This window comes from Paraburkholderia sediminicola (assembly GCF_046027355.1).
Taxonomy (GTDB): Bacteria; Pseudomonadota; Gammaproteobacteria; order Burkholderiales; family Burkholderiaceae; genus Paraburkholderia; species Paraburkholderia sediminicola_B.
On record NZ_JAQQEK010000011.1, the window covers coordinates 101664 to 126199 of the forward strand.

The window sequence follows — 24536 nt, forward strand, 5'->3', positions numbered from 1 at the left end:
CCCCTGCCGTTAGAATCCCCCGGTCACTGGGGAGTAGCCTTCCTTCATCCATTGAAGGAGAGCGCGTCAACATACTTGGCCTGCGGGTCATGGCGCGTTCGACCGGGTCGGTTTGGCGAGACCATTGACGCACTGCCTCGTTCTGGTCGGACGGGCGGCGGTGCGTCATTGGTTTGTCATCTACGTCCGACCGCGGAGTTGCCCTGTGAAACATCGTCGTACCCAGCCAGTCTCCCCTGTTGTCCGTCCGCCGCACCGCGTCTGTGTGTATGCGGAGCGCCGCGCATGACCGGTCTCCTGTTCGAACTTGCCATCATGCTGGTCGTCATTCTGGTGGCGGCCGAGCTCTTCACCAATGCGCTCGAGCATCTGGGCGAACGCCTCAAGATTTCCGAAGGCGTGACGGGTTCGCTCTTCGCCGCCGTCGGCACCGCGTTGCCCGAGACACTCGTGCCGCTGCTCGCGATCGCCGGTGGCACGACGGATAGCGCGGTCAATCAGGAGATCGGCGTCGGCGCGATTCTCGGCGCGCCGCTGATGCTCTCCACCCTTTCCACTTTCCTCATGACGCTCGCGATTCTCGGTTCGCGCGGCGCGCGCGGCTGGGTCGCGCCGGAACGGACGGGTTTCACGCGCGACCTCAACTATTTCCTCTGCGCGTTCGTGCTGGCCGCCGCCGCGATGTACGTGCCGCATGAGCAGATGATCGTGCGCGCGCTCTTCAGCGTGGCGCTGGTCGGCGTGTACGCCACCTATGTGGTGATGACCTTCCGCGCATCGAATGACCTGGTCGATGCCGGCCACGGCACCGAAGCGCCGGGCAAGATGCTGATCTCGCGCCTCGGCGTGCCGACCAACCTCGCGACCATCGTGGTGCAACTGGCGCTCGCCGTCGCGTTGCTGGTGTGGGGCGCGGAAGGCTTCATCCATGGTGTGCGCGGGGTGTCGCAGGCGCTCGGCGTGTCGCCGCTGCTGCTCTCGCTGCTGATCATTCCGATCGCCACCGAGTTGCCCGAGAAGGTCAACAGCATTCTGTGGATTCGCCGCGGCAAGGACACGTTGGCGTTCGGCAACATCACCGGCGCGATGGTGTTCCAGGGCACCTTGCTGCCCGCGATCGGTATTTTGCTGACACCGTGGGTGCCGCGTATTGAAGTGGTGACCGGCATCGTGATCACGCTCGCCGCCGCGGCGTGGCTGCGGGTCAACGTGCGTGAGCGCGGCGTGCCGGTGTGGGCGTTGCTGGTTTGCGGCGTGCTGTATGCCGCGTATCTGGCGATTACGCTGAGTCGCTAGACGAGGCGCTAAAGCCAGTTATCGCGCGAAAACTCCGACAACCGCAGAAGGCCGCTCGCCAGCGGCCTTCTGCGGTTCAGGCTCAGTTCCTCGCAGGTGTCGCCGCCGCCGCCGTCGTCGCGCCTTCCGCTTTGAACACGGTCTTCCAATCCTCTTTCATATCGACGACAAGCCAGCCTTTCGCGCCCGCCTCGTCCAGACCTTTATCGAGCCTGCCGCTCTTCGCCGCTCGGTCGTACGCGTATTCGCGTTCCGCGTCCGTGTGATGCACGAGCGCGGCGAGGCGCGGGCCGTCGCCTGCCGAGGTCCATTCGAGCATTGGCGCGTCGCCGTCCGCGTTACCAAACGCGATCACCGGACGCCGGCCGATCACGCGATCAATGGCAAGCGGCTTGGCCGAGCCGTCGAGCAACGTGTCGATCTGCGCGAGACGCGTCAGCGAAACCGCGCCGTTGCTCTGGCCGTACCGATACTTGACGGTGCTCCCGATCACCTGCTCAGGCGGAATGCCGTACATCCGCTGAGCCACGTCGCGGACGAACTCGACGTCGCCGCCCGTCACCATATAGGTCTTGAAGCCGTTCGCGCGCAGATAGGCGAGCAACTCGAGCATGGGCTGATACGCGAGATCGGCGTAAGGCCGGTTGAAGCGCGGGTCGCTCGCGGAATCGAACCATTCGTGCACGAGTGCGGCGAACTGATCGCCCGTCATGCCGGCGTGGGCCGCCGCCAACACCCGCATCGATCCGGCGTCGCCGCTTGCCGCCACATTCCTGAGGTTGCCTTTGAGGATCGAGCGGAACGGCTCCTGGCGCTTCCATTCCGGATGCCGGCCGGCCACCGTCTTCACACGTTGCAGCGCGAACACCAGTTGCACCGAGGCGGGTTGCTCCGGCCACAGAGTGCCGTCGTTGTCGAACACGGCGATCCGGTCGGCACGCGGGATGAAGTCCTTGGATTCGGGCGTCGTCACCAGCGTGACGAAGTCGACGATCGAGCGTTTAGTCTTCGTGTCGTTCCATGACGCCAGCGCGGCGGCCGTCGATGCGCCGGCCTGCGACACCCCATCCTGGCGCGGCGTCACGGAGCAAGCGGAAAGAAAGACAACGGTGAAGGCAATGCAGTACCGGTGCAACGTGCGAATCATGAAATCCTCATCGAAAGCGGTGGGTCGAACTTCAAGCGAGCGCCAGTCTAATGGGCGAAGGCGGTTATTGCAGCCCTTGTGGGGTTTTTTCGACATGACGGGTGAACCTGCCCCGGCACAACAAAATGCCAATTGAATAAGCGGGGAAGTCGGACGAGATAGGACTGGCTTTCGGCCGTGTTACAAAATTATCTCTGTAATTCTTAGAATCGTTGCTAGTATTCCTAACGATGCCAGCGTGGTGAATCTTCTCCTTTCCGCATGCTTCGATTGATGCGGCGTTTCTCGTTTCAAGGAGCGCTCATGCAAGTCCTGTATCCAGCTGCGCCGCCTTTCCAGATTGTTCAAGTGACATAACGCGCTTCATTTGCGCGACTTAGCGACCGGCTGCGCGTGGCTGCCCGGATGCGCAAACACGCGCGAAATGAATTGGACTTAAATCGGTCACCCGAACGCCATTCCTGTGAAATGATTTTGCGTCAGGCAAAGGGAGGCGCTCGCTGATAAGAAATGCCCATAAAACGAGGCTCGATAATGGGTTACAGCTGCGCGTTTGGGGCGGGAGCGTTATGCGCCGCCGCGTTCGTGTCGTCGCCGGTCTTTGCTCAGGCATCCGCCGACGACGCCAATAAAAGCAATAACCCGCTCAATCTCGCCGCTTCATTCAACATCCAGAATTACTACACGCCGAGCGTGTTCGGCGCGAGTGCGCACACCAACGACCTGCTGCTTCGCCCCACCGTGCCGGTCGGCCCGAACAGCCTGATCGGCGTGCCGCAGATCTTCCGCGGCACCGTGCCGCTCAGCACGCGGCCCGATCCGAGCGGCGGCTACAACACCGGTCTCGGCGACCTCAATCTGTTCGACATCTTTCTGCTTTCGGAAGGCAGTGTGCAGCTCGGCGTGGGGCCGCTCGTCACCATGCCGACCGCGACCGACCCTAGCCTCGGCACCGGCAAGTGGCAGGCGGGTCTTGCCGCTGTCGCCGTGAGCGCCACCCGGGCGCGGCTGATCGGCGGCCTCGTGCAGTGGCAGCACTCGTTCGCCGGACAGAGCAGCCGGCCCACGACGCAATCGCTGACCGCGCAGCCCTTCGGCATCTTCAACCTGCCCGGCGGCTGGTACATCCGCTCGACCGGCACGTGGACGTTCGATCTGCAGCACGGCAGCTACTACATCCCCGTCGGCCTCGGCGCGGGCAAGGCATGGAAGGGCGGTTCGACGATCTATAACGCATTCATCGAGCCGCAATACTCGGTCGCGCATTCCGGCGCGGGCGTGCCGCAATTCACGATTTTCGCTGGCTTGAACATGACCTTCGGCAAATAGACGAGAACTCGAGGGAGCCTCGAAATGACGTTTTCAAAGCGCCTGGGAATCCAGGCATGCGTCGTCGGATTGACGCTGGCTGTGCTGCCGTACGTGCCTGCGATGGCGCAGACGAGCGCGCCGGCCGCCGCCGTGACCGCCTCGCCGGACGAAGCGCGCGGCATCGCACGCGATGCCTTCCTGTACGCCTATCCCATGCTGTTCAACTACAAGACGCTCTATCAGCAGGCGATCGATCCCACGTCGAAGTCGTACGTGGGCGGCTTCGGCAAATTCCGCAACTACTCGCGGCCGTACGGCCCCGAGAACAAGGAAATCGTCACGCCGAACAACGACACGCCATATTCGTGGGCATGGCTCGATCTGCGCCGTGAACCGTGGGTGCTGACGGTGCCGGCAGTGCCGAAAGAGCGCTACTACGTGTTTCAGTGGATCGACCTGTTCACCTATAACTTCGCGTACGTCGGTTCGCGCACTACGGGCAATGACGCGGGCCACTATCTGTTCGCCGGGCCAAACTGGCACGGCGACACGCCAAAAGGCATCGACAAGGTGTTCCGCTCGGAGACCGATCTGATTCTGACGCTCGGCCGCACGGCGCTTAACGGCGCGAGCGACGTCAAGAACGTGCAGGCGATTCAGAAGCAGTACAGGCTCACGCCGTTGTCCGCCTTCGAACACACGGGCGCGCCGCCGCCTGCTCCGAAACTGACCTTCCCGAAATGGGACGAAGCCAAAGCGACCTCGGTCGACTTCATTGGCTACCTGAACTTCCTTCTGCAGTTCACGCAGCCGCCCGCGCCGTCTGAGCGTGAATTGATGGCGCGTTTTGCGAAGATCGGCATTGCGCCGGGCGCACCGTTCGACCCAGCCGCTTTACCAGCCGAGACTCGCGCGGCGCTCGAAGCGGGCGTCGCCGACGGCAAAACCGCATTGGCCGACGCGGAAAAGCGCACCACCAGTTCCTTCAACCTGTTCGGCAGCCGCGCCGACCTGAAAGACGACTACACGACGCGCGCCGTCGCCGCGGCGATGGGCATCTACGGCAATACGAAGGAGGAAGCCGTATACGTCGGTACACACGTGAATGCCGAGCATCAGCAGTTGGTCGGTTCGCAGCCCTACGTCCTGCACTTCGACAAAAAGGACCTGCCGCCGGCAAAGTTCTTCTGGTCGATGACGCTTTACGACTTGCCGGCGCGTCACCTGGTGGCGAATCCGATTCACCGTTATTCGATCGGCGATCGCACCCAGGGTTTGAAATACGGTGCGGACGGCTCGCTGGATATCTACGTGCAGAACACGCCGCCGGGCGCCGCGCAGATGCCGAACTGGCTGCCTGCTCCGACCGGCGCGTACGATCTGATTACGCGAATCTACGGGCCGGACCAGACCGTGCTCGACGGCAGCTGGACGTTTCCGACACCGCGGAAGCGCTGAGGCACGCATGGACGACCCGGACATCGACATGCACAGGAAGGCGGCGACTTGGGTGACGGCGGCCGTGCTGGCGTCGGTCGCCGCGCCGATCCTTGCGAAGACGCAGCCGCGTCCGTGGTCTGCCGCGACGGCCGGCGCGGCGTCTGTACCCGGTCCGGTGGCGGCCGATACGATGTCCGAGGAATACGCGCGCCTGGTGGCGCGCCAGACCTATTTCTGGGCGTGGCCGCTGGTGAATGTCTACCGTCGTTTGCTGGCGATGCAGCAGGTGCCGCGGCCGGGGCTGAACGGCGGCGTCGTACCGGTCGCTCCGCCCAACCGCCTCGCGATGCTGCGCGATTATGTTCAACCGCAAACGCGGCGCGTTGCCTGCCCGAATCGCGATGTGATCGACGGTTACGCGATGCTCGATCTGCGCACCACGCCGGCGATCGTTCAGGTACCGGATTTCGGCAGACGCTTCTGGGTCTATCAGGCCGTCGATCTGCGCACCGACAGCTTCGCGAGCCTCGGCAGGATGTACGGCACGCGGCCGGGGTTTTATTTGTTGGCCGGGCCGGACTGGCACGGCCCGGCGCCGAAGGGCATCCGCCAGATGTTCCGCTCGCCCACCGCGATAGGCATGCTGATTCCGCGCGTGTTCATGGACGACACGCCGGAAGATCGCTTGGTGGTGCAGTCGCTGATTAGCAAAATCGGCGTGTATCCGCTCGCGGACTACGACGGCGAGTTCAAGGAAACGGACTGGTCGGCATTGCCCGGATTCGGCGCGGCCCGCAGTGCGACGCACGCAAGCGCGGAAGCGATCAAATGGGTCGATCCGAACCGCTTCTGGGACATACTGCCCGCCGTGCTCGACGAAGCGCCGCCGCATCATGGCGAAGAGGCGTTCTATGCGCAGGCGCGCGCGCTGATCGCCGCCGCGCGCCGCGACGAGGCACTCAGGAGCGCCGTCATCGACGAAGCGGCGAGGGCCGAAGCGGATCTGATCGCACCGCTCTCCAATTTCAATCTGTTCGGCAAGCGGCTTCCGGAAAACTGGAACACCTTCAGCAACGGTGCAGCCTTCGGTACGGACTACTACTCGCGAACGGCAATAGCGGCGTCGCATATCTTTGTCAACAAGGCCAACGAGATAAAGTGTTTTTATTCGGATGCCGATGCATCTGGCCAATGTCTTGATGGCAGCGGGCGCTACACTGTGACCTTTCATAAAGACCGGTTGCCGCCTGTCAAAGGCTTCTGGTCGCTGACGTTATATGACTCGCACCACTTTCTTTCACCCAACCCGCAAAACCGCTACACACTTGGCACCAGGAACAAAGACCTGAAGTTCGACGCAGACGGCTCGCTCACGCTCCACGTGCAACACGCGAGACCCAGCGACGACAAGTTCGCCAATTGGCTGCCGGCGCCGGCCAACGAGGTGTTCTCCCTTTACTTACGCGCCTACTGGCCGCAGCAAGCGCTGCTGGATGGCAACTGGACGCCGCCGCCGATCGTGCGCGAAGCCTGACGCCTGCGCGCACGCGTGCAGTGCGGCTTGCCGACGCAGCCCGCCCAGATGCGGTTCTGGAGGAGTGAGAATGCCGAACTTCCATTCGATGAGGACGATTATGAGTCAACCTAACTGTTTCTTCGCAGCCAGGCGGCTCGTTGCCAGATTGTGCAAGGGGGCGCTTCTGACCACCGTCGGCGTGAGTTTCTCCCAAACGGCGTGGGCGACGGAAGGCGGCATAGGCCGTCCGATCACCGGCCAGCAGGTGACGCCGTACGGCGGCATCGTGCCGCCTACCAGCGACTGGATCGTGTCAGCCGCCACGATCTATTACGAAGGTTCGCTGGGCGCGAGCAAGTCGATTCCGATCGCCGGACAGGTCACGGCCGGCGTCAATGCGACGGCCGAATACACCATCCTCGCCGCGGTCAAGACGTGGGGCATCACGGTGGGCGGCTGGAACTTTGCGTCGTCGTTCGGGGTGCCGGTTCAGTACACCAACATCTCGTCGTTTCATGGTCGCTTGCCGGACGATCACGGTACCCAGTTCGCCGATTTCTTTTTTACGCCGGTCATTGCCGGCTATCACCTGACCAAGACCGACCATGTAGCGTTGAGCGTGCAGATCTATGCACCGACTGGCGCGTACAACTCAAATCGGCTAGCCAATGCCGGACAGAACACGTGGACCTTCACGCCGACTGTCGCCTACACAAAATTGCTGCCGAAGGAGAACATCGAACTGTCGTTGAATTACGGCCTCGAGTTCTACACGCCCAATAACGACACCCACTATCACAACGCGCCGGTCAGCGTGCTCGATCTGCTCGCGCTCAAGCGCTTCAGCAACGGCTGGGGCGTCGGCGTGGTGGGCGGCTACATCCAGCAGATCGGTCATGACAGCGGCGGCATTGCGGACATCGTCGGCGGCAGTCAGGGCCATTCCGTGGGCCTCGGGCCGATGATCACGTGGTCGGGCAAGGTGCAGAAAACGCCCATTTCGGCTGCGCTGCGCTGGGTCAACGAATTCAACACCAGCAACCGGCCGAAGGGTAACGCGGTGCAATTGTCGGTCAACGCGACCTTTCAGTAGCGCTGCCGCTTGCGAGGCGTGAGGCGCTCACTTCCAGGCGAGCATGAGGCGGGCTCGCGCGGCATTGCGGGCAACAGGGACATCGGGCGCGCCGTCGCGTGGAACAACGGCAACGTGGGATGCGAAGGATATCCATGGGATACCCTTCGCAGCCAAACCGAAATCCATCAGCCGCCTGTGCCGCGCTCGCAGATCACGTACACGCTGGAGCACAAGTCGGGATAGACACGCCCCAGCTCAAAACAGCCATCCAGATACTCGCTGGAAATGATGCCGGCCTGCAATGCCGCATCGATCTGGAAGTTGGCGAGACCCTTGAAAAAGACCCCGCCTTCGGTGACCGGGCGAAGCTTTGCCGCACGCAGATCGGCTCGCAGCGTATCGATCGAATACGTCACGCGATGACCGTGCGCGGCTTCCGCCGCCGTTACCGCCGCGTGATGGTCGATCAGTCCCATATTCACCGCGATTTGCCGGGATCCGGCGCGCGCATTCGGCGCAGCCACGAACAGGCGGCCACCTTCCGATAGCCAGCCACGGATCCGGCTCAGCACTTCGACCGGACGATCGAGGTGTTCGAGCGTATGGATCAGGAAGATGTTGTCGTAGCGTCGCGCGGGTTCGAAAGTCTCGAACGTCGAGTGATGGAATTTGACGGCGCCTTTCGTCTTGTCCGACGCAATGGAAATGCATTCCGCCGATGCCTCGACCACTTCCAGTGAATCGAAACGCTGCGTCAGGAGTCGCGTGAAGTTACCTTCGAAGCATCCCAGTTCGAGCGCATTGCCGCCGACGACGAACGGTGCGAATGTCCGAAGCATGTATTCATGCATCAGATAATCGAAGTCATAAGCGTAGCGATGTTCGGGATGATCTTTTGCTTCCGCGTCGTAGTCTCTGTTCATGGTCGTCAATCCTGTCCGCGTTGATAGAACCGCTGCTCCACCGGCACGTAAAACTCATCGAGCGACTCCGGCACCCGGGCGTTGAAGCCGAGCACCTGGCGCATCCATGCGTTGCAGCGGTCGAGATTGCGGTATCCGAACAGCCGCGCGTAGTCGAGCTGCGGCTTGAAGAAGGGGCTGGTGAACGTCAGTGTCAGCGCGCGGCGCGGCGCATCGGTGGTGTTGCGGCCGGTGGCGTGCCACATGCGTGAATCGAACAGCAGAACCGAACCGCGCACGCCGGTCGCGCGCGCCGCCTGCGCGTAGAAATGTTCGTCGGTGGGCTGCTGCTGGAGGTTTTGCGAGTGCGAAAGAATATGCGTCGCGCCATTGGCCAGCGTGAAATCGTCGAGCATCACCAATGCGTTCACCATGAAGCGCCGCGAGTCGGAGCCGAAGCGGATATCGCGATGCACGTTCTGCACGTAAGAGCGCGAGTCGCGCTCGTTGATCACGCCGCCGTATGAATTCAGAACGAAGTTGCCTTCAAAGTATCCTTTGAAAAGCGGCTCCAGCGCTGAGAGTTCCGCCAGCAATTCGACGTAGCTCGGGTCATCCATCAGCAGATGATGCAAGGTGCCGGCGCTGTTTTCCAGCACGCCGTTGCGTCGCCTGATCTGGTCGCGCAACGCGAGCGAAGGACCGAGCGCCTTCACCAGCGAATCGAGCAATTCGCTGCGAATCAGTCCGGGAAGCACCGTCCAGCCCGCCGTGGCGAGCGCGCTGTGGTGTTGAGTGTCAATCATGTTCATGAGTGGAGCGAGGCAACGGCAAAAGTAAAAGGCTCAGTGTCGATCGGCAGCCAGGATGGCCATTGGCATGACGTCGAGATAGCGGCCGCCTTTGAAGGCGGCCTGGCGTAAAAGACCTTCGGCGCGAAAGCCCACCTTCTCGTAGAGTGCGATAGCGCGCGCATTGGACGCGAGCACGGTCAGCGAAATACGGTTGAGGTTGAGGTCGCCGAATGCGTGTTCGAGCGTCTGGCGCGTGGCGGCCTCGCCGATGCCCCGGCCGCGAGCCGTCTCGGCGCCGATCTGAATCGAAAACTCCGCACAGCGGTTCACCCAGTCGATGCCCAGCAGATACGTCACGCCGACCACTTCCTGGGTAGACGCGAGACACACGGCGAGACGCACGTTATTTGCCCGGGAGCCGAGATAGCTATCGAACCATTTACTGTCGATCTCGGCGCCCACATACCGGAAGGCGCCACCCAGCAGGCCGACCAGCGCCTTGTCGGCGCGCCATGTGTTGATGGTCGGCAGGTCGCTTCGTTCGATCTCGCGCAGGAATATCGTGTTGTCGCTCATGCGAGTCGGTCCAGTAAGTGTTGCACCATCGGCGTCAGATCGCTGCGCGTCAGCCGCTGATCGCACGGAAGACACAAAGTCGAGTCGGGAAGACTGCGTTCGAAGTCCGGCGCGCCTTCAGCGGCTGCAACATCCGGCCAGTAAGTGGGCGTATAGATGCGTTGCGCTCGAAGGGCCTCGCGCACGCCAGGCGGCGCGCCGAGAAACGGGTAGCAGAGCGGCACCGCGTCTTCGTCGCAACGAAACGTGAAGCGGTTATAGCGCTGCAATTTCTCGTGCAGGAAAGCGAAATTCTCGGCTCGCCGTGCGCGGACGCTTTCATAGTCGACGCCGGCGAGCAGCCGTTCAGTCAGTGCCGACATGCGCAACGGCTCCTGGTGTTTCAGGCTTTCTTCGGCCGCGGCGTAGTCGGCGTAACCTGCTTCCGCGTCTTTCGCGAGCCGGGTCAGCAGATGCCCGCAGCGCAGCAACGAGGCATCGTCGGTCGCTTCCGGCATCGGGATCGGCTGCTGTGTGACGAGGTACCCGCCATCCGGCACGCCAAGGAATTTGCGCGGCGAGTACAGCGTGGCGAGGCAATCGGCGGACTGCGCGAACAACGCCTGCGCATTGTCGATCACGACGCGCTCGCGTGGGAACCGGCTGAGCACGTCGTCGACCTGTTGAGCGCACAAGCCGAAATAGTTGACGTAAACGAGCCACTCACCGTGCGCGATATCGACAGACTGCACGCGCAATTCGGCGTCGAGCCGATAGCGTTTGACCGGCGTGCCGGTCATGCGCAGAGGCTCGATCATCGCGTCGCAAATGTACCAGGGCACCCAGACGGCAGTCGGTCGCATCGCCCGAAGCAGCGCAAGAAACGCCGCGCGCGACGACTGAAAACGCAGCGCGTCGTCGTGAAGCGCCGCTCCGGCCGGCGGCAGTTCGAGTTCGAAATATCCGCCGATTGCGCGCGGCTCGCGCGGGATCATGCGTTCACCTCGACGGACAGCATATCTCTGACGCTGTTTTTACTATTGAACATCAGGACGTCGAGAATCGATAAGGCGGGGTGAAAAGCGTCGTCGAACTGCGCATAGGGACACAGGTTCGGTTCGATGAAGGCGAGCTCCACGCCGCGCGCCGAGAATGCCGCGCTATCGTAAAGCGTGCGGCCACCCGGCAGATTCACATAGGTGCTCGCCTGCTCTCTCGCGCAGATGTCGATGACCCGCTCGGTGCCCTTGAGTTGCGCATTGCCGTACTTCGTCGAAGACGGGACGAACTCGGTATCGATCTCGAGGTACCTGCAAATTTCCATGACAGTGTGCGACGCGAGCAGCGAAACAGATGCGAGAGGCTCGGCCAGAATCCGCCCGATCAGTGCGCTGACCTGCGGGTAGTGAGGCGCTTTGGCATACGCGTGTCGAATCGATTCGAGCAGCTTGCGTAGCCAGCGCTCGCGCGGTTCGACCAGTACCTCGTTGATTTTCAACGATGGACTCGCGCCGCTGAGCGGCACGGTGAGATAACGCACCTGATCGCCCAGCAACATCCGGTTACGGTTGATCCAGCCATTCTTGATGAAGTTCACGTCGTCGTAAAAGACGAACTTGTCGACTGCCGCCGCCAGTTGGAAATATCCGATGTACGGAAACAGGTAGGGCTGCATGATCGCGAGCTTCATGACGTTCAGCTACCCGCGATGATCCCGACGATGCGATCGAGCATATCGTCCGTCAGTGCCGGGAAAATCGGCAGGCACAGTATCTGTTGCGAAGCGGCGTGGGCGACCGCCAGGTTTTCGGGGCGCGCGGAAGGCAGGCCGCGATAGATCGGGAAGTCCGAGATCAGCGGATAGAAATAGCGGCGCGCGTAAATGTTCTCGTCGCGGAACTTCTGATACAACGCGTCGCGGCTGATCGGGTAGTCCGGGCCGACGAGAATCGGAAAGTACGAGTGGTTCGCCACTTTCTCACCCGCTTTCGGCACGCAGCTGATACCGCGCACGTCGCGCAGCCGTTCGCGATAGATCGCGTCGATCCGCGCGCGCCGTGCCAGCGCTTCATCGATGTGCTGCAACTGAAGCAACCCGAATGCCGCGTTGATCTCGCTCATCTTGCCGTTGATGCCGGACGCAACCACGGTCACTTCATCGACGAAACCGAAGTTCTTCAGATGGTCAATGCGCTGCTTTGTCTTGGCGTCCTGACAGATGATCGCGCCGCCTTCGAACGTGTTGAAGACCTTGGTCGCGTGGAAGCTCAGCACGGCGAGGTCGCCGTGCTCGAGCACGCTGCCCGTTTCGGTCTGCACGCCGAAAGCATGGGCCGCGTCGTAGATCACCTTCAGATTGTAGTTGTCGGCGATCTTCTGGATCGCTTCGACGTCGCACGGCTTGCCGTAGCAATGCACCGGCATGATCGCGGTGGTCTGCGGCGTGATCGCTGCCTCGATCTTGGCAGGGTCGAGATTCAGCGTGTGCGGATCGACGTCGGCGAATACCGGCTTGATGCCGTTCCAGACCAGCGAGTGCGCGGTTGCAACGAACGAATAGGGCGTCGTGATCACTTCGCCGGTCACGCGCAGCGCCTGCAGCGCGGTGAGCAGCGCCAGCGTGCCGTTGGTGAACAGCGCAAGATGCTTGACGCCGAGGTACTTGCACAGCGCCGCTTCGAACTGTTGGTGGAACGGACCGGCATTGGTCAGGATCTTGCTGTCCCAGATCTGTTGAAGATAGGGAATGAATTCTTCGAGCGGCGGGAGGTGCGGCTGGGTAACGTAAATGCGCTCGTCGATCTGCGGCGCGATGGCCCCAAGCGGTAAGGCAGCGTTCATTTGTTTTCCCCTGATTTGGACGGCGCGGTGGTGTCGTCCGTGGCGGCAATGGCTTCTTCCGCCGTGACTTCGAATGCGACGGGCGGCTGATCGTCGCACCAGCGTTGCCACATGATTCTCAACGCGCGCGACAAACCTGCAGCGACCACTTCAGGCCGGAATGCCGCCGACGCCATGCAGCGTTCGCGCAAGCCCGTGCGCAGCGCGGCGAGCGTGGCGATATCGGAGGACAGCGCGACGCCCTTGGCGACGAAATCCGCCTTGTCTGTGGCGAGAAACTGTTCCAGCCCGACATGCGACATCCAGGTGGTGCCGGCGCGGCTGGGCAACGTGTCGCCTGCAATCGTCAAGGTCGGCACGCCCATCCACAATGAGTTCAGCACGGTGGTCGAGCCCGTGTACGGGAACGTATCGAGGCAGATGTCGACGTGAAAATGCTGTTGCAGGTAGACCGGAATACTCGAACGGCGGCGGAACATCAGGCGCTCGCGCGAGATGCCTGCGTTGGCAAACCAGTCGATCAGAAGCTGTTCATCCTCGTCGGTTGCAATCGCGCCCAGCAACATTCGCGACGACGGTTGTGCGTGCAGCAATTCCGCCCAGAGAGCGATCACGTCGGGACGCAACTTGTTGAGGCGGTTGAAGCTGCCGAACGTCACATAGCCGTTGTGCATGGCCGGCAGGATGTTGACCGGCGGCGCGCTTTCTTCCGGCAGGAAGGGCGCGTTCGCCGGCAAATGCACGATCTTTTCGGAGAACATTTGCTCCGCCGGGCCGAACGGCACGCCGAACCGGTCCACGAGGTAATAGTCCATCGCACTTAGCCCGGTCGTGGCAGGATAGCCGAGCCAACTGACCTGGATCGGCGCGGGCTTGCGCACGAACGTGAGAAGGCGATTGCGGCCCGTATGGCCGGACAGATCGAACAGAATGTCGATTCTGTCGTCGCGGATCCGGTTCGCCAACTGCGCGTCCGGCATGCCGGTGACCTGATTCCACTCATGGGCACATTTGCGCAGCAGATGGGTGTAGTCGTCTACCGCGATGTGGTTGTTGTACACATGCAGCGAGACATCGGGATCGGTGGCGAGGCGCTCCATGATCGGCAGCAGATAGGAGGCAACCGCGTGACGGAACAAGTCGCCGGAAACGAGGCCGATTTTCAGCTTGCGGTTCGGCGTGCGCTTGTTCACATGACGCGGCCATTGCGCGCGCACCGGCGCTTCGTGCTGTTGAGCGAACTTGACGTGTTCGGCGAACAGCGTGTCCTGCTTGACCGCGGGATTGTGAGTGAGCGAAAACAGATAGTTGTCCGCCGCGATCGCATCTTTCGGGTCCTTCTCCAGTGCGACGCGAAAGCTTTCTTCAGCCTCGCCCACCATGCCCAGATCGAGCAGCAGTACGCCCAGCGTGTTGTGCATGCCGGACCTGTCCGGCGCCAGTTCGATCGCGCGCCGCGCGGCTGCCAGACCCTCGGCCACGCGTCCCTGGTGAACCAGCGACATGCCGTAGATCCGTTGCGCTTCGGCGTACGCCGGATTGATCGCGATGATCGCGCGGCAGACTTCTTCGGCATCCTTGTGCAGGCCTTTCAGGCGCAGCGTATCCGCGAGCACAGTGCGGCTTTCCAGTTCCTCCGGCAGCAGTTCGGCAGCTTTGCGCAAGGGAATGAGCGCGTCGTCGTACCGGCCTAGACGATGCAGTGCAATGCCGAACCAGCGCCACGCGTTACCGTCGGCGGGAAACCGCTGGGTGAACGTTTGTGCCAGTTTGACGGCGTCGGCGATTTGGCCTTTGTTGTACAGCGACGTGAATCGCGTCGTTTCCTGTTGGCTCACGCGCCGTCCGGCCGAGATCGTGGATTTGCCGGTTTCCGCCGCTGTATTTGCCGCGCCGGTATCTGTCTCGACGGCGGCGCTGCCGCCGGCCTGCGAGTTCTGCACTGCCACAGGCAGCGTCGCGATGACCTTGCCGGGATTGGCCATTCGTACGATCAGGCCGTCTACCGCCGGACCCTTCAGACCCTGCTTCTGGCCCATTTCCAGTGCAAGCCATGCAGCGGCGCTTTCACCGGCGTCGATCAACGCACTGATATATGCCGCCCAATACTGGCCGTTATGCGGCTGTTGGCCCAGCGCTAACTCGAACACAGGCACGGCGTTTTTGGGGCGGCCCGTTTGACCGAGCAACACACCCAGGTCATACAGGGCATCCGCGTGCTGCGGTTTTGCGTCGAGGATCGCCCGGTAAAGTGCTTCGGCGTCGTCGAATTCGCCCTTGTGGTGATGGTCGAGTGCCGTCTGCAACACGAGCGCAATGTCCTGCTCGAGTTGTTGTTCGGGCGTCAGGGGTTCAGCAGGCGGCTGCTCGTACAGGAGAGTCATGGTCTCGGCGCAAAATATTCTATGGAGAAATTGTGCGACGAGGCCGGTCTTTCCGATGCGCGGAGATGACGGTAAAAAGGCCGCCTGTTTAGCGTATGGAGGAAGGGGGCGGAAAGCCGGAAGGCAAGAAAAAAGCCCGCACGAGGCGGGCTGAGGGAACGAGCGCGCCTCACTTCGGCACGTAGTTCTTATTATTGGGTCGGCCGGCTGAACCGGCTGTTTGGGAGCGGATGTCGTCTTGCGCGCCTCCGCTCCGGGTGATTTTTACAGACGGGCCATCCGCTGGTATTCGCCGGCGGCCTTGGTGCGCCCGATCGCCGCTTCGAACTCGATATGCAGTTCGTTCTGGGTGACTGCCGCGTCCGCGAGCAGCGCCGCGTCGATCGCCTGGATCTGGCGGATCATGTCCAGCGCGGCCGGTTCCTGATCCGCGGTGAGCGACATCAGCAGCGGCGAGCGCGTTTCGGTCAGGCGGGCGGCTTCCGGCCAGTCCGCCAGCGAGGCCGCCTGTTCGATTTCCCGCGTGATGGAAAGCACCCGTTCGACCAATTCCGTCTGGTTCATGTTGTGCGCGTTCATGGCTTAGCTCTTGTTCGTGGCCAGCGCGCCCGCGCTGTTGGTGCCGCCGAACAGCGCGGTCAGGTATTGCGAATTGTTATTCATGGTCGCCATCAACGTGTTCAGGGCGGTGAATTGCGCCTGATACTGATTCGTCAATTGTGTCGTGTAGTCGGCGAGCGCGGTTTGTTGCGTGGTGATGCTCTTCAGGTCGGCGTTCAGCGCGGTGTTGCGCGTGTCGATGATGCCGCCGGTCTGCGTGAATGTGGTGATGCTGGCGTTCAACTGCTCGGCAATGCCGTTGGTCGAGTTGAAGAGCGAGGCGACCGTGGCCGGGCTGCTCGTCAGCGCGGTGTTCAGCGCGTTGTTGTCGACCACCATCGTGCCGTCAGCCGGATCGTCCTTCAGCGTGATGCCGATCGCCGCCAGCGTGGTGCCGGTGCTGCCCGAGCCGACCGAGCCGCCGATGATATTGGCCAGCGTGTTCTTGATCGTCTGCAGCGTGGAGTCGCCCAGGAGCGGCCCTTGCGACGTCGAGCCGGAGCTGAACGACGTGAGCGTGGACATCGTCGTGACGACGGTGTTGTACAGGCTCACGAAATTGTTGATCGCGGTGTTCTGCGCGGTGGTGTCCTGCGCAATGGTCAGCGTCTGCGGGGTGCCCGCGGGCGTGCCCACGGCCGCCGCCGTCAGGTTGATCGTCACGCCTGAAATGGCGCCGGTCACCGCGTTGCTGGCGCTGCTGCCCGCGATTCCGCCGATCGTGTACTCCGCGTCCTGTGCGAAACCGCTCTGCGTCCAGGCGCTGCCCGAATTGGCCGACACAATGGTCGACTGGCCGCCCGTGGTGCTGGCGGTCGACGTCACGCCGAGGCTGGACAGGCCGGTGTCGCTCGTGATGTTGCTGGTCGAGACGTTGATGACGTTGGCCGCCCCGGTGTTCGCCGCGCGCAGCACGAGGTGGGCGCCGTCCGTGCCGGTCACGATCGTTGCCGTGACGCCGGGGTTGCTGCTGCTTGCGTTGATCGCCGAGGCAATGCCCGAGAGCGTGTTGTTGGTGCTGTCGACGTTGATATCCATCGACTTGCCGTTCATCGAAATCGACAGCGTGCCGGTGCCCAGTTGCGTCGTGGCGCCGAAGGCTGCCGACGACAGGGCTTGCGAGCTGGCGATCTGGGTCACGGCGATCGAATAGCTGCCGGCCACGGCGCCGACGCCGGCTGTCGCGGTCAGCCCGGTGCCGCTTGCGGTTGCCGCGAACGTCGCCAGCGTGTTGCCGTTGGCAAGATTCGTGATGCCGGACTGCAGTGCGCTGAGCGCTGAGCTCAATGCGCCGTACGCCGACAGCGTGGTGTTGTCGGTGGTTTGTTGTGCCGCCAGAGCTGAGGCTTGCCCGGCGACCTTTGCGTTCACGAGTGCCGTGACGAGCGTCGACACGTCCATCGACGAATTGCCCGTCGAGCCGCTGATGATCGATTGAGCAGCCGACTGCAGCGCGGCGTTGGCGCTAGCTGTAGAAGACGAGGTTGAGATCGAGGACATGCAGAGGCTCCGGGCGTCTAGGAATCTGTATCTGTATCAGGTGCTGCGCGATGCTACATCACTGGGTGATGGAAATGCACAGCGGGAGGCATGCCTCCCGTTGCTTGAAACCCGGCGATGCGCCCCGCTTGCGCGCGGCGCATCGCCGTTACTGCGTCAGCTCTTACTGCAGGAGCTTCAGAACTTGCTGCGGGTTCGAGTTAGCTTGCGCCAACACCGAGATACCAGCTTGCTGCAGCACTTGCGCCTTGCTCAGGTTCGCCGTTTCTTGCGCGAAGTTGGCGTCCGTGATTTGCGATTGTGCCGACGACAGGTCGGTCGATTCAGCTTGCTGCGACGTCGAGATTGCGGTGAAGCGGTTTTGCGCGGCGCCCAGTGCAGCTTGCAGCGTATTCACGGTCTGCAGTGCATTGTCGATCGAGACCATCGCTTGGTTCGCGCCCGTGACCGTGCTGATGTCGAGGCCCGAAACCGTCGGCGGCGCGTTGATCGCGTTGATCTGATTGACGGCGGCGATGGCGGCCCCGGAAGCTGCGCCGGTCGTCGGCAGAGCTGCCGTGCTGATGGCGAGGCTGGTGATGGCCGTGCCGGAGCCCGCGCCCGTGCCTGCGCTGAAGATTGCGTTTGCAACGCCCGACGTGATGGCGGTGTTGTTCTGGTCCGTGAAGGTATAGCCGCCCTTGCCGTCCGACAGAACGTTGACCGACGTGATCGTCGCGCCCGTGCTCGTGTATGCGCCCGTCGCGCTCAGGCTGACCGCGATCGTGCCGACCGTTTGACCCGTTTGCACCAGACCGCCGCCGATCTTCGCTGCCGACATCGATTGGCTCAGATCCAGGCTGATCGTCTGACCGACGTTCGCGCCGACCTGGAACGTCACGCTGCCTGCCGAGCCGTCCAGAATGTTCGTGCCGTTGTACGTCGTTTGCGACGCGATACGGTTCACTTCAGCGATCTGCGCCGAGACTTCCTTCTGCAGAGCTGCCTGGTCGCTCGACGACAGCGAACCGGTCGATGCTTGCACGGCCAGCTGGCGGATACGTTGCAGGCTGGAGGTCAGCGAGGACAGTGCGCTCGATGCGGTTTGAATCATCGACACGCCGTCATTCGCATTCGACACGCCCTGGTTCAGGCCGTTGATCTGCGTTTGCATACGGGTCGAGATTGCCAGACCTGCTGCATCGTCAGCCGCGCTGTTGATGCGCTTGCCCGACGACAGACGGGTGATGGCTTGCGAAAGGGCGCTTTGCGAGCCATTAAGGTTTTGCTGTGCAACCAGCGAGTTGATGTTGCTATTGATTCCGAGCATGGAAAATCTCCTAAATAAGCCTTGAGCCCAATACGCCACGTTGGCATCGGCGGAAGCACTCGTTCATTGCTGGCCGCCTCAGTGAAGGTTGACGGCCCCACTAAAAAAAACTTGAGGAACTTTGTGCAATGGCAAGCCAAACGTTTTCCATGCGGGTTTATTGCAATGTCGCTGAAAGCCCCTTGCAGCCTTGCTCGGCAGACGCGCTGCAGGTATTGGCAAGACGGCGTATTCTCCTTTTCTCTTGTGACAAACCCTGGAGAAATCATGCAAAAGCGCAGGATTGGGCATTCGGAATTACAGGTCGCTCCGCTTATGTTCGGCGGCAATGTTTTCGGCTGGACCGCCGATGAAGCCACCTCGTTTTCGATTCTGGATGCGTTTGTCGATGCCGGTCTCGACTTTATCGATACCGCCGATGTCTATTCCGCGTGGGTGCCCGGCAACCAGGGCGGCGAATCGGAAACCATCATCGGCAAGTGGTTCCGGCAGAGCGGCAAGCGCGACAAGATCGTGCTCGCCACCAAGGTCTCGAAACATCCGCAACGCAAGGGGCTGTCGGCGGCCAACATTCAGGCGGCGGTAGAGGATTCGCTGCGGCGCTTGCAAACCGATTACATCGACGTCTATTTTTCTCACGACGACGACACCGAAACGCCGCTCGCCGAAACACTCGGCGCATATCAGAAGCTGATCGAGGCGGGTAAGGTGCGGGTGATCGGCGCGTCGAACTACAGCGGCGCGCGGGTCGAGGAGGCGCTCGCCGTATCCCGCCAGCAGGGCTTGCCCGAATATCAACTGCTGCAGCCGGAGTACAACCTGTATGACCGCGCGGAATATGAGCGCGATATCGAACCGGTGGCGCTCGCCAATCAGCTCGGCGTGGTGGTGTACTACAGTCTGGCGAGCGGCTTTCTGTCCGGCAAGTACCGCTCGCAGGCGGATCTGGCCAATAAGGCGCGCGGCAGCCGGGTCGAAAAGTATCTGAATGATCGCGGTTTGCGAATTCTCGCCGCGCTAGATCGGGTTGCCGACGCGCATGGCAGCACGCCGGCCACCGTCGCTCTGGCATGGTTGATCGCACGGCCCAGTGTTACGGCCCCTATTGCCAGCGCGACATCGGTCGAGCAGCTCAAAAGCCTCGCGGCGGCCGTCCATCTGATGCTGACGGGCGCCGATGTCCGCGAACTGGACGAAGCGAGCGCCTGAACGCGCGGCAGGTGACTTGGCGCAATCCCTAAACCCCTGGTAGGATGGAGAGTTTCCTGATATCATCGGGAGTGAATTGAGATCTTTGCCTGTTTCGTCAATGCTTTTTCGTTGATGAAAGGTTGGCGAAACAGCAGCAGACGCGGTTTTAGCATGATGTCTGTCCGCGTTCCGCGGTGAACTCCCCACCTCTCTTTTCCGGCCTCCGTGGCCGCTTTGCCTCTCGTTTCATTCGTGGTTTGGCCGGGTTCTGCCCGCGTTTGCCTGTTACTGGCCATGAATCGGAACGACCGGAGGGCCGGCGCGTGAGCGGTATGCCGCCACGCAATTTACCCCTATCAAGTGATTGAGTTAGGAATTAAATGACGACGATTCTTCTGAAAGAAAACGAGCCGTTCGAAGTGGCGATTCGCCGCTTTCGTCGCGCAATCGAAAAGAATGGCCTGATCGCTGAACTGCGTGAGCGCCAATCGTACGAAAAGCCGACCACGGCACGTAAGCGCAAGAAGGCTGCTGCTGTGAAGCGCCTACACAAGCGCCTGCGCAGCCAGATGCTGCCGAAAAAGCTGCACTAAGCACGCTTTTCCGCACGGCCGAACGGCGGTGTGAGCTTCGAAAGAAGCCACATCGCCGTTTTGCTTTTTGGGCGTCAGGCGGAGCGCTCAGGCCGATGCGGGCTGTGCGCCTTGAAGCGCGGTGTGTGGAAGATTGACGGTGCGCTGCGACGCCGGGGTGTGACGCCGTAGCGATATCCTGGCGAGTTGTGTCCTACTTACGCCGCGCTCTTCAGCCGGTCAGCGGACAGGCCGAACTGGCGGGCGATCGAGCCCAAACGCTCGAGCCATTCCCAGGTGCCGAATACGTCGTGCACGTTTTGCAGGCAACTGAGCAGGTCGACGGTGGCCGGGTCGTACACATTGATGCGCGAGCGCAGCAGCGCCTTCTTCAGCGCGAACACGCCGACGTCCATATATGCGGGCATCTCAGCAGGCGTTTTCCCGATGAAGCGCACCGGAATGCCTTCCATCGCGCTCATGTAGTCGCGCGGCTTGATGAAGCTGCCGACCGGGCAGCCGCCGCAGTAGCCGCGATAAGCCCCGCCGCCGCGCGGCAGTAGCGCGGCGCGCTTCTGACCCAGCAAGTGCCCCGCGGCTCGGTCGAAAATCTCCTGATGCGTCAGGAAGTTAAGCGTTTTCATGGTTGGTCTCCCACGCGTTACGCAGCGGTTATTCGTTGTTTGAGCGCATGACTGGCAGTATCGGGCGTGCTCCATTCGGCGAAGCCCGGACCAGCACGGCGAAAAGCCGCCAATTCCCGCGTTTGGCTCGTTTTCCGCGATGCTCCCCATGCCCCGCAGGGTTCGCCAACTGCCGCAGTCGCAGCCGCAACTCATAACCGTATAACGACCGAGATGCCCCGGAAGCGCAGCAGGGCTTTACCGAATGGGCGTATCACGACGAGTCCAACGTCGTGGCGCGTCGTGTTCTCGTCCTCCAGGCCTTGCGCGGCGAGGTAATGACCGGACACGCGTCGCAATGCTTGGGACTTTCCCTGAGCCGCCGTCCTTTGTTAGAACAGCGGCACTAAGCGCTGGTGAATCCTGGTTGCCTCAGCTCGCTTTGCGATTACGTCCTTTCTTGCCAAGCGCCGCGCATCGCGCGCGGCACATGCAATCCGCCTCGTGGTCGTTCACCATGCCGACCGCCTGCATGAACGCGTAACAGATCGTCGAGCCGACGAACTTGCAGCCGTAGCGCTTCAACCCCTTGCTCAACGCGTCCGAAATATCGGTCGACGCAGGCGCCTGTTTGTACGAAGCCCAGTCGTTCTGAATCGGCGTCTGATCGACGAACGACCACACGAAGTTGGCGAGCGAACCATGCTCGGCCTGAATCTGCTGGACGGCGCGGGCGTTGGTAATGGCCGCTTCGATCTTGCCGCGATGGCGCACGATACTTTCGTCCTTCACCAGCGCCTCGACGTGTTTCGGCGTAAAGCGCGCAACCTTCGCGATGTCGAAGTCCGCGAAAGCGCGACGATACCCGGCCCGTTTGTTGAGAATCGTCGACCACGACAAGCCTGCCTGAGCGCCTTCCAGCACCAGCATCTCGAACAGATGCTGGTCGTCGCGCGAGGGCACGCCCCATTCGGCGTCGTGATACTGTGCGAGCGCTTCGCTCGATACCCAGTTGCATCGCTGTGTCACTGTCGCGCTCCTGTGTTGTGATGTCGCCCGCCAGCATAGCCGAAGCCGTGCGCACTGCAAGCTGGCCATTCGGCTAATTGCCGGATTGAAACTGACCTGCCACGCTATGCGTTATTCATCCACGGAACTCACTCGATTCCATGAACAAAGACTTCTTTCTGATCGGCATTGACGGCGGCGGCAGCGGCACGCGGGTCGTGCTCGGCGACGCGCAAGGCCGCGAGCTGGCGCAGGCGGCAAGCGGGCCGTCGGGTTTGGGGCTCGGCGTCGAACGTGCGTGGCAGGCCATCGCGGCCGGCTGCGGCGAAGCATTTGCAAGTGCCGGCATGGCGCTGGACTGGTCGCGCTGCGTGCTCGGCTGCGGATTGGCGGGCGTCAACAATCGCGACTGGCTGGCCGCGTTTCGCGCGCAAGCGCCCGCGCTGGCGGGACTCGCCGTGGAAAGCGACGCCTACACCACCTTGCTGGGCGCGCACGGCGGCGCGCATGGCGTGATCGTCGCGCTCGGCACCGGCAGCGTCGCGGCCGTGCTGGATGGCGAGGACGAATGCCGCCTCGTGAGCGGCTATGGCTTCCCATCGGGCGACGAAGCGAGCGGCGCGTGGCTCGGATTGCGGGCCATCGTGCATGCACAGCAGGCGCTCGACGGTCGCGGCACCCTCGACGATCTCGCCCAGGCGCTGGTCGCCCATACCGGCGCGCACGACCGCGACAGTCTCGTCGTCTGGCTCTGCGAAGCCAATCAGACGGCTTATGCGAGGCTCGCGCCGATCGTCATCGCCCACCGCACGCATCCGTTCGCGGCGCGTTTGCTCGGCGATGCCGGCGTCGAAGTGGGCAAGATGATCGCCGCGCTGGACCCGTCGGCGAGCCTGCCGGTCGCGTTGTGCGGCGGCCTCGGCGCGCCGCTGCGCGAGTACGTGCCGCCGATCTATCAGGCGCGCTTACGCGAACCGCTGGCAGACTCCGCGCATGGCGGCTTGCAATTGGCGCAGCGTGAAGCGCTCCGCGTCGGCGGCTGAAAACGGCGAGTCGCGGCGTGTGCGAATCGTGCGATTGCGGCTGAGAATCGTGGATATGGCCGGCGCGTTCCGGCGAATCCGGCGGGCAACGGTAAAATACGCAGCTTCGACGCTGCCTGCCTGCTCACACTATGTACAAAGTCATCGCCACGGATCTCGACGGCACGCTGCTCAACGCGGATCACCAGGTGGACCCGTTCACGGTCGCCACCGTGCGCAAACTTGAAAGCGACGGGCTGCGGTTCGTGATTGCAACGGGCCGCCATTATTGCGATGTCGCCGGTATTCGCGACGTGCTGGGCATCAATCCGTATCTGATTACGTCGAATGGCGCGCGCATCCACGCGCCGGACAACACGGTGATCCACGCGGACGACCTGCCTCCGGCCATCGTGCAACGACTGGTGCAGCCGGAAATCGCCGGCACGCACGGCCGCGTGATCGTCAACCTGTTCGCCGATCAGGCGTGGCTGATCGACCGCGACGCGCCGGATCTGCTGAAGTTTCACCAGGACTCGGGCTTCACCTATGAGGTGACCGATCTGCCGAAGCACGACGGCGTCGACATTGCGAAGGCCCTCTATATCGGCGACCCCGCCCATCTCGCGCAGGTCGCGGCGAATCTCGCGCGCGAATTCGGCGACGCCCTGTACGTGACCTATTCGCTGCCGGACTGTCTGGAAGTGATGACGGCAAACGTATCGAAAGGCCGCGCGTTGCAGATCGTGCTCGAGCGCCTCGGCGTCGATGCCTCGCAATGCGTCGCTTTCGGCGACAACATGAACGACATCGATCTGCTGGAAACGGCCGGCCATCCGTTCATGATGAATAACGCCAATCCCGACCTCATGACGCGTCTGCCGAACGTGCCGCGCATCGGCAACAACTTCGAAGCGGGCGTCGCGCACCATCTGCGCAAGCTCTTCTCGCTCGACGACGAACTGATGTCCTGAGTGGAAATGGAAACGGCCCGCGTCCATCCTCATGGACGCGGGCCGTTTCTTCGTGCGAGGCTTCTTGTGGTTCGGTGGCTATGGGAGGCGTTGTGCGCCGGCGGCTGGCCCGAGGCCAACAAGCCGCCTTAATAGCCGCCGAATCGCTGACCAAGAAGATTAGCCGTGCCATCCGCCACGGCGGTCGCCATGGTCGCCCCGGTTATCGTGGCCCCAGCCGCGGTCATTGTGGTTCCAGTTGCGATCATATCGATGGTCGCCACGATAGTAGTCGCCGCGATCGTAGCGGTGGTCCCAGCCGCCGTTGCCGTAGTAGACCGGCTGCGGCGCCGCGTAGACCGGAGCCGGGCGGGCATAAACCGGTGCGCCAAGCGACAGGCCGATGTTCAGATCCGTATGCGCTTGCGCGACACCGCATGCGCCCGCCGCGAGTCCTGCAGCAACCAGCAAGTGAGTGACGATGCGTTTCATGTTTG

The 24536-nt window shown here is 62.3% G+C and carries 23 protein-coding genes and 1 riboswitch; of the genes, 9 read left to right on the forward strand and 14 right to left on the reverse strand.

The window, feature by feature from the left end:
* Nucleotides 1–16 precede the first annotated feature (16 nt).
* A riboswitch (yybP-ykoY riboswitch) is annotated at nucleotides 17–192 on the forward strand.
* A 93-nt stretch (nucleotides 193–285) separates the two neighbouring features.
* A complete protein-coding gene (locus PQR42_RS20130; protein WP_408383961.1) occupies nucleotides 286–1296 on the forward strand; it encodes a sodium:calcium antiporter in 1011 nt (336 codons plus the stop codon).
* A gap of 82 nt (nucleotides 1297–1378) precedes the next feature.
* On the opposite strand, the gene PQR42_RS20135 is transcribed toward PQR42_RS20130, so the two are convergent.
* A complete protein-coding gene (locus PQR42_RS20135; RefSeq protein ID WP_408383963.1) occupies nucleotides 1379–2443 on the reverse strand; it encodes an HAD family hydrolase in 1065 nt (354 codons plus the stop codon).
* A gap of 534 nt (nucleotides 2444–2977) precedes the next feature.
* Between PQR42_RS20135 and PQR42_RS20140 the strand changes: the two genes are divergently transcribed.
* From PQR42_RS20140 to PQR42_RS20155, 4 genes are all read left to right on the forward strand, one after another.
* Nucleotides 2978–3772, forward strand: a complete 795-nt coding sequence (locus PQR42_RS20140) for a hypothetical protein (RefSeq protein WP_408383965.1) — start codon at nucleotides 2978–2980, stop codon at nucleotides 3770–3772.
* Between the two features lie 24 nt (nucleotides 3773–3796).
* Complete coding sequence (locus PQR42_RS20145) at nucleotides 3797–5212, forward strand: DUF1254 domain-containing protein (protein ID WP_408383967.1); 1416 nt, start codon at nucleotides 3797–3799, stop codon at nucleotides 5210–5212.
* Between the two features lie 7 nt (nucleotides 5213–5219).
* Entirely contained in the window at nucleotides 5220–6728 is a 1509-nt protein-coding gene (locus PQR42_RS20150; protein WP_408383969.1) for a DUF1254 domain-containing protein, read from the forward strand.
* A gap of 100 nt (nucleotides 6729–6828) precedes the next feature.
* On the forward strand, nucleotides 6829–7803 hold the full coding sequence (locus PQR42_RS20155; protein WP_408207118.1) for a SphA family protein: 975 nt from the start codon (nucleotides 6829–6831) through the stop codon (nucleotides 7801–7803).
* A gap of 167 nt (nucleotides 7804–7970) precedes the next feature.
* Here PQR42_RS20155 and PQR42_RS20160 read toward each other — a convergent pair whose 3' ends face one another.
* The 10 genes from PQR42_RS20160 to PQR42_RS20205 form a co-directional block, all read right to left on the reverse strand.
* On the reverse strand, nucleotides 7971–8708 hold the full coding sequence (locus PQR42_RS20160) for a class I SAM-dependent methyltransferase (RefSeq protein ID WP_408207120.1): 738 nt from the start codon (nucleotides 8706–8708) through the stop codon (nucleotides 7971–7973).
* A gap of 5 nt (nucleotides 8709–8713) precedes the next feature.
* A complete protein-coding gene (locus tag PQR42_RS20165) occupies nucleotides 8714–9499 on the reverse strand; it encodes a phytanoyl-CoA dioxygenase family protein (protein WP_408493702.1) in 786 nt (261 codons plus the stop codon).
* A 33-nt stretch (nucleotides 9500–9532) separates the two neighbouring features.
* The gene (locus PQR42_RS20170; protein ID WP_408383973.1) at nucleotides 9533–10057 is read right to left on the reverse strand and encodes a GNAT family N-acetyltransferase; all 525 of its coding nucleotides are present in this window, start codon (nucleotides 10055–10057) and stop codon (nucleotides 9533–9535) included.
* Complete coding sequence (locus PQR42_RS20175) at nucleotides 10054–11031, reverse strand: hypothetical protein (protein ID WP_408383975.1); 978 nt, start codon at nucleotides 11029–11031, stop codon at nucleotides 10054–10056. Before PQR42_RS20175 ends, PQR42_RS20170 begins: the two co-directional genes overlap by 4 nt.
* Nucleotides 11028–11726, reverse strand: coding sequence for a WbqC family protein (locus PQR42_RS20180; RefSeq protein ID WP_408207128.1), 699 nt, complete (start codon nucleotides 11724–11726; stop codon nucleotides 11028–11030). The genes PQR42_RS20175 and PQR42_RS20180 overlap by 4 nt, the downstream gene beginning before the upstream one ends.
* Nucleotides 11727–11731: 5 nt before the next feature.
* A complete protein-coding gene (vioA, locus tag PQR42_RS20185) occupies nucleotides 11732–12877 on the reverse strand; it encodes a dTDP-4-amino-4,6-dideoxy-D-glucose aminotransferase VioA (protein WP_408383977.1) in 1146 nt (381 codons plus the stop codon).
* Entirely contained in the window at nucleotides 12874–15261 is a 2388-nt protein-coding gene (locus PQR42_RS20190; protein ID WP_408383980.1) for a tetratricopeptide repeat protein, read from the reverse strand. The genes vioA and PQR42_RS20190 overlap by 4 nt, the downstream gene beginning before the upstream one ends.
* 264 nt (nucleotides 15262–15525) lie before the next feature.
* Nucleotides 15526–15840 carry a flagellar protein FliT gene (gene fliT, locus PQR42_RS20195; RefSeq protein ID WP_408207134.1) on the reverse strand — a complete coding sequence of 105 codons (315 nt, stop codon included), beginning with the start codon at nucleotides 15838–15840 and terminating at the stop codon, nucleotides 15526–15528.
* Nucleotides 15841–15843: 3 nt separating this feature from the next.
* Nucleotides 15844–17361 carry a flagellar filament capping protein FliD gene (gene fliD, locus PQR42_RS20200; RefSeq protein ID WP_408207136.1) on the reverse strand — a complete coding sequence of 506 codons (1518 nt, stop codon included), beginning with the start codon at nucleotides 17359–17361 and terminating at the stop codon, nucleotides 15844–15846.
* A 163-nt stretch (nucleotides 17362–17524) separates the two neighbouring features.
* Nucleotides 17525–18670 (reverse strand): flagellin, encoded by a 1146-nt coding sequence (locus PQR42_RS20205; RefSeq protein WP_408207138.1) that lies wholly within the window; start codon nucleotides 18668–18670, stop codon nucleotides 17525–17527.
* 267 nt (nucleotides 18671–18937) lie between these two features.
* On the opposite strand from PQR42_RS20205, the gene PQR42_RS20210 reads away from it, so the two are divergent.
* Both PQR42_RS20210 and rpsU read left to right on the forward strand, forming a co-directional pair.
* Nucleotides 18938–19879 (forward strand): aldo/keto reductase, encoded by a 942-nt coding sequence (locus PQR42_RS20210; RefSeq protein ID WP_408383982.1) that lies wholly within the window; start codon nucleotides 18938–18940, stop codon nucleotides 19877–19879.
* 362 nt (nucleotides 19880–20241) lie between these two features.
* Nucleotides 20242–20454, forward strand: coding sequence for a 30S ribosomal protein S21 (gene rpsU / locus PQR42_RS20215; RefSeq protein ID WP_006050883.1), 213 nt, complete (start codon nucleotides 20242–20244; stop codon nucleotides 20452–20454).
* A gap of 197 nt (nucleotides 20455–20651) precedes the next feature.
* On the opposite strand, the gene PQR42_RS20220 is transcribed toward rpsU, so the two are convergent.
* On the reverse strand, nucleotides 20652–21077 hold the full coding sequence (locus PQR42_RS20220) for a hypothetical protein (RefSeq protein ID WP_408207142.1): 426 nt from the start codon (nucleotides 21075–21077) through the stop codon (nucleotides 20652–20654).
* Nucleotides 21078–21488: 411 nt separating this feature from the next.
* Entirely contained in the window at nucleotides 21489–22085 is a 597-nt protein-coding gene (locus PQR42_RS20225; protein ID WP_408383984.1) for a DNA-3-methyladenine glycosylase I, read from the reverse strand.
* 140 nt (nucleotides 22086–22225) lie between these two features.
* Here PQR42_RS20225 and PQR42_RS20230 point away from each other — a divergent pair, with 140 nt between their 5' ends.
* Both PQR42_RS20230 and PQR42_RS20235 read left to right on the forward strand, forming a co-directional pair.
* Complete coding sequence (locus tag PQR42_RS20230; RefSeq protein ID WP_408383986.1) at nucleotides 22226–23107, forward strand: glucosamine kinase nucleotide-binding domain-containing protein; 882 nt, start codon at nucleotides 22226–22228, stop codon at nucleotides 23105–23107.
* Nucleotides 23108–23238: 131 nt separating this feature from the next.
* On the forward strand, nucleotides 23239–24060 hold the full coding sequence (locus PQR42_RS20235; protein ID WP_408383988.1) for a Cof-type HAD-IIB family hydrolase: 822 nt from the start codon (nucleotides 23239–23241) through the stop codon (nucleotides 24058–24060).
* Nucleotides 24061–24219: 159 nt separating this feature from the next.
* Here the strand turns inward: PQR42_RS20235 and PQR42_RS20240 are convergent, their stop codons facing one another.
* Nucleotides 24220–24531 carry a PXPV repeat protein gene (locus PQR42_RS20240; RefSeq protein WP_408207150.1) on the reverse strand — a complete coding sequence of 104 codons (312 nt, stop codon included), beginning with the start codon at nucleotides 24529–24531 and terminating at the stop codon, nucleotides 24220–24222.
* Nucleotides 24532–24536: the final 5 nt, after the last annotated feature.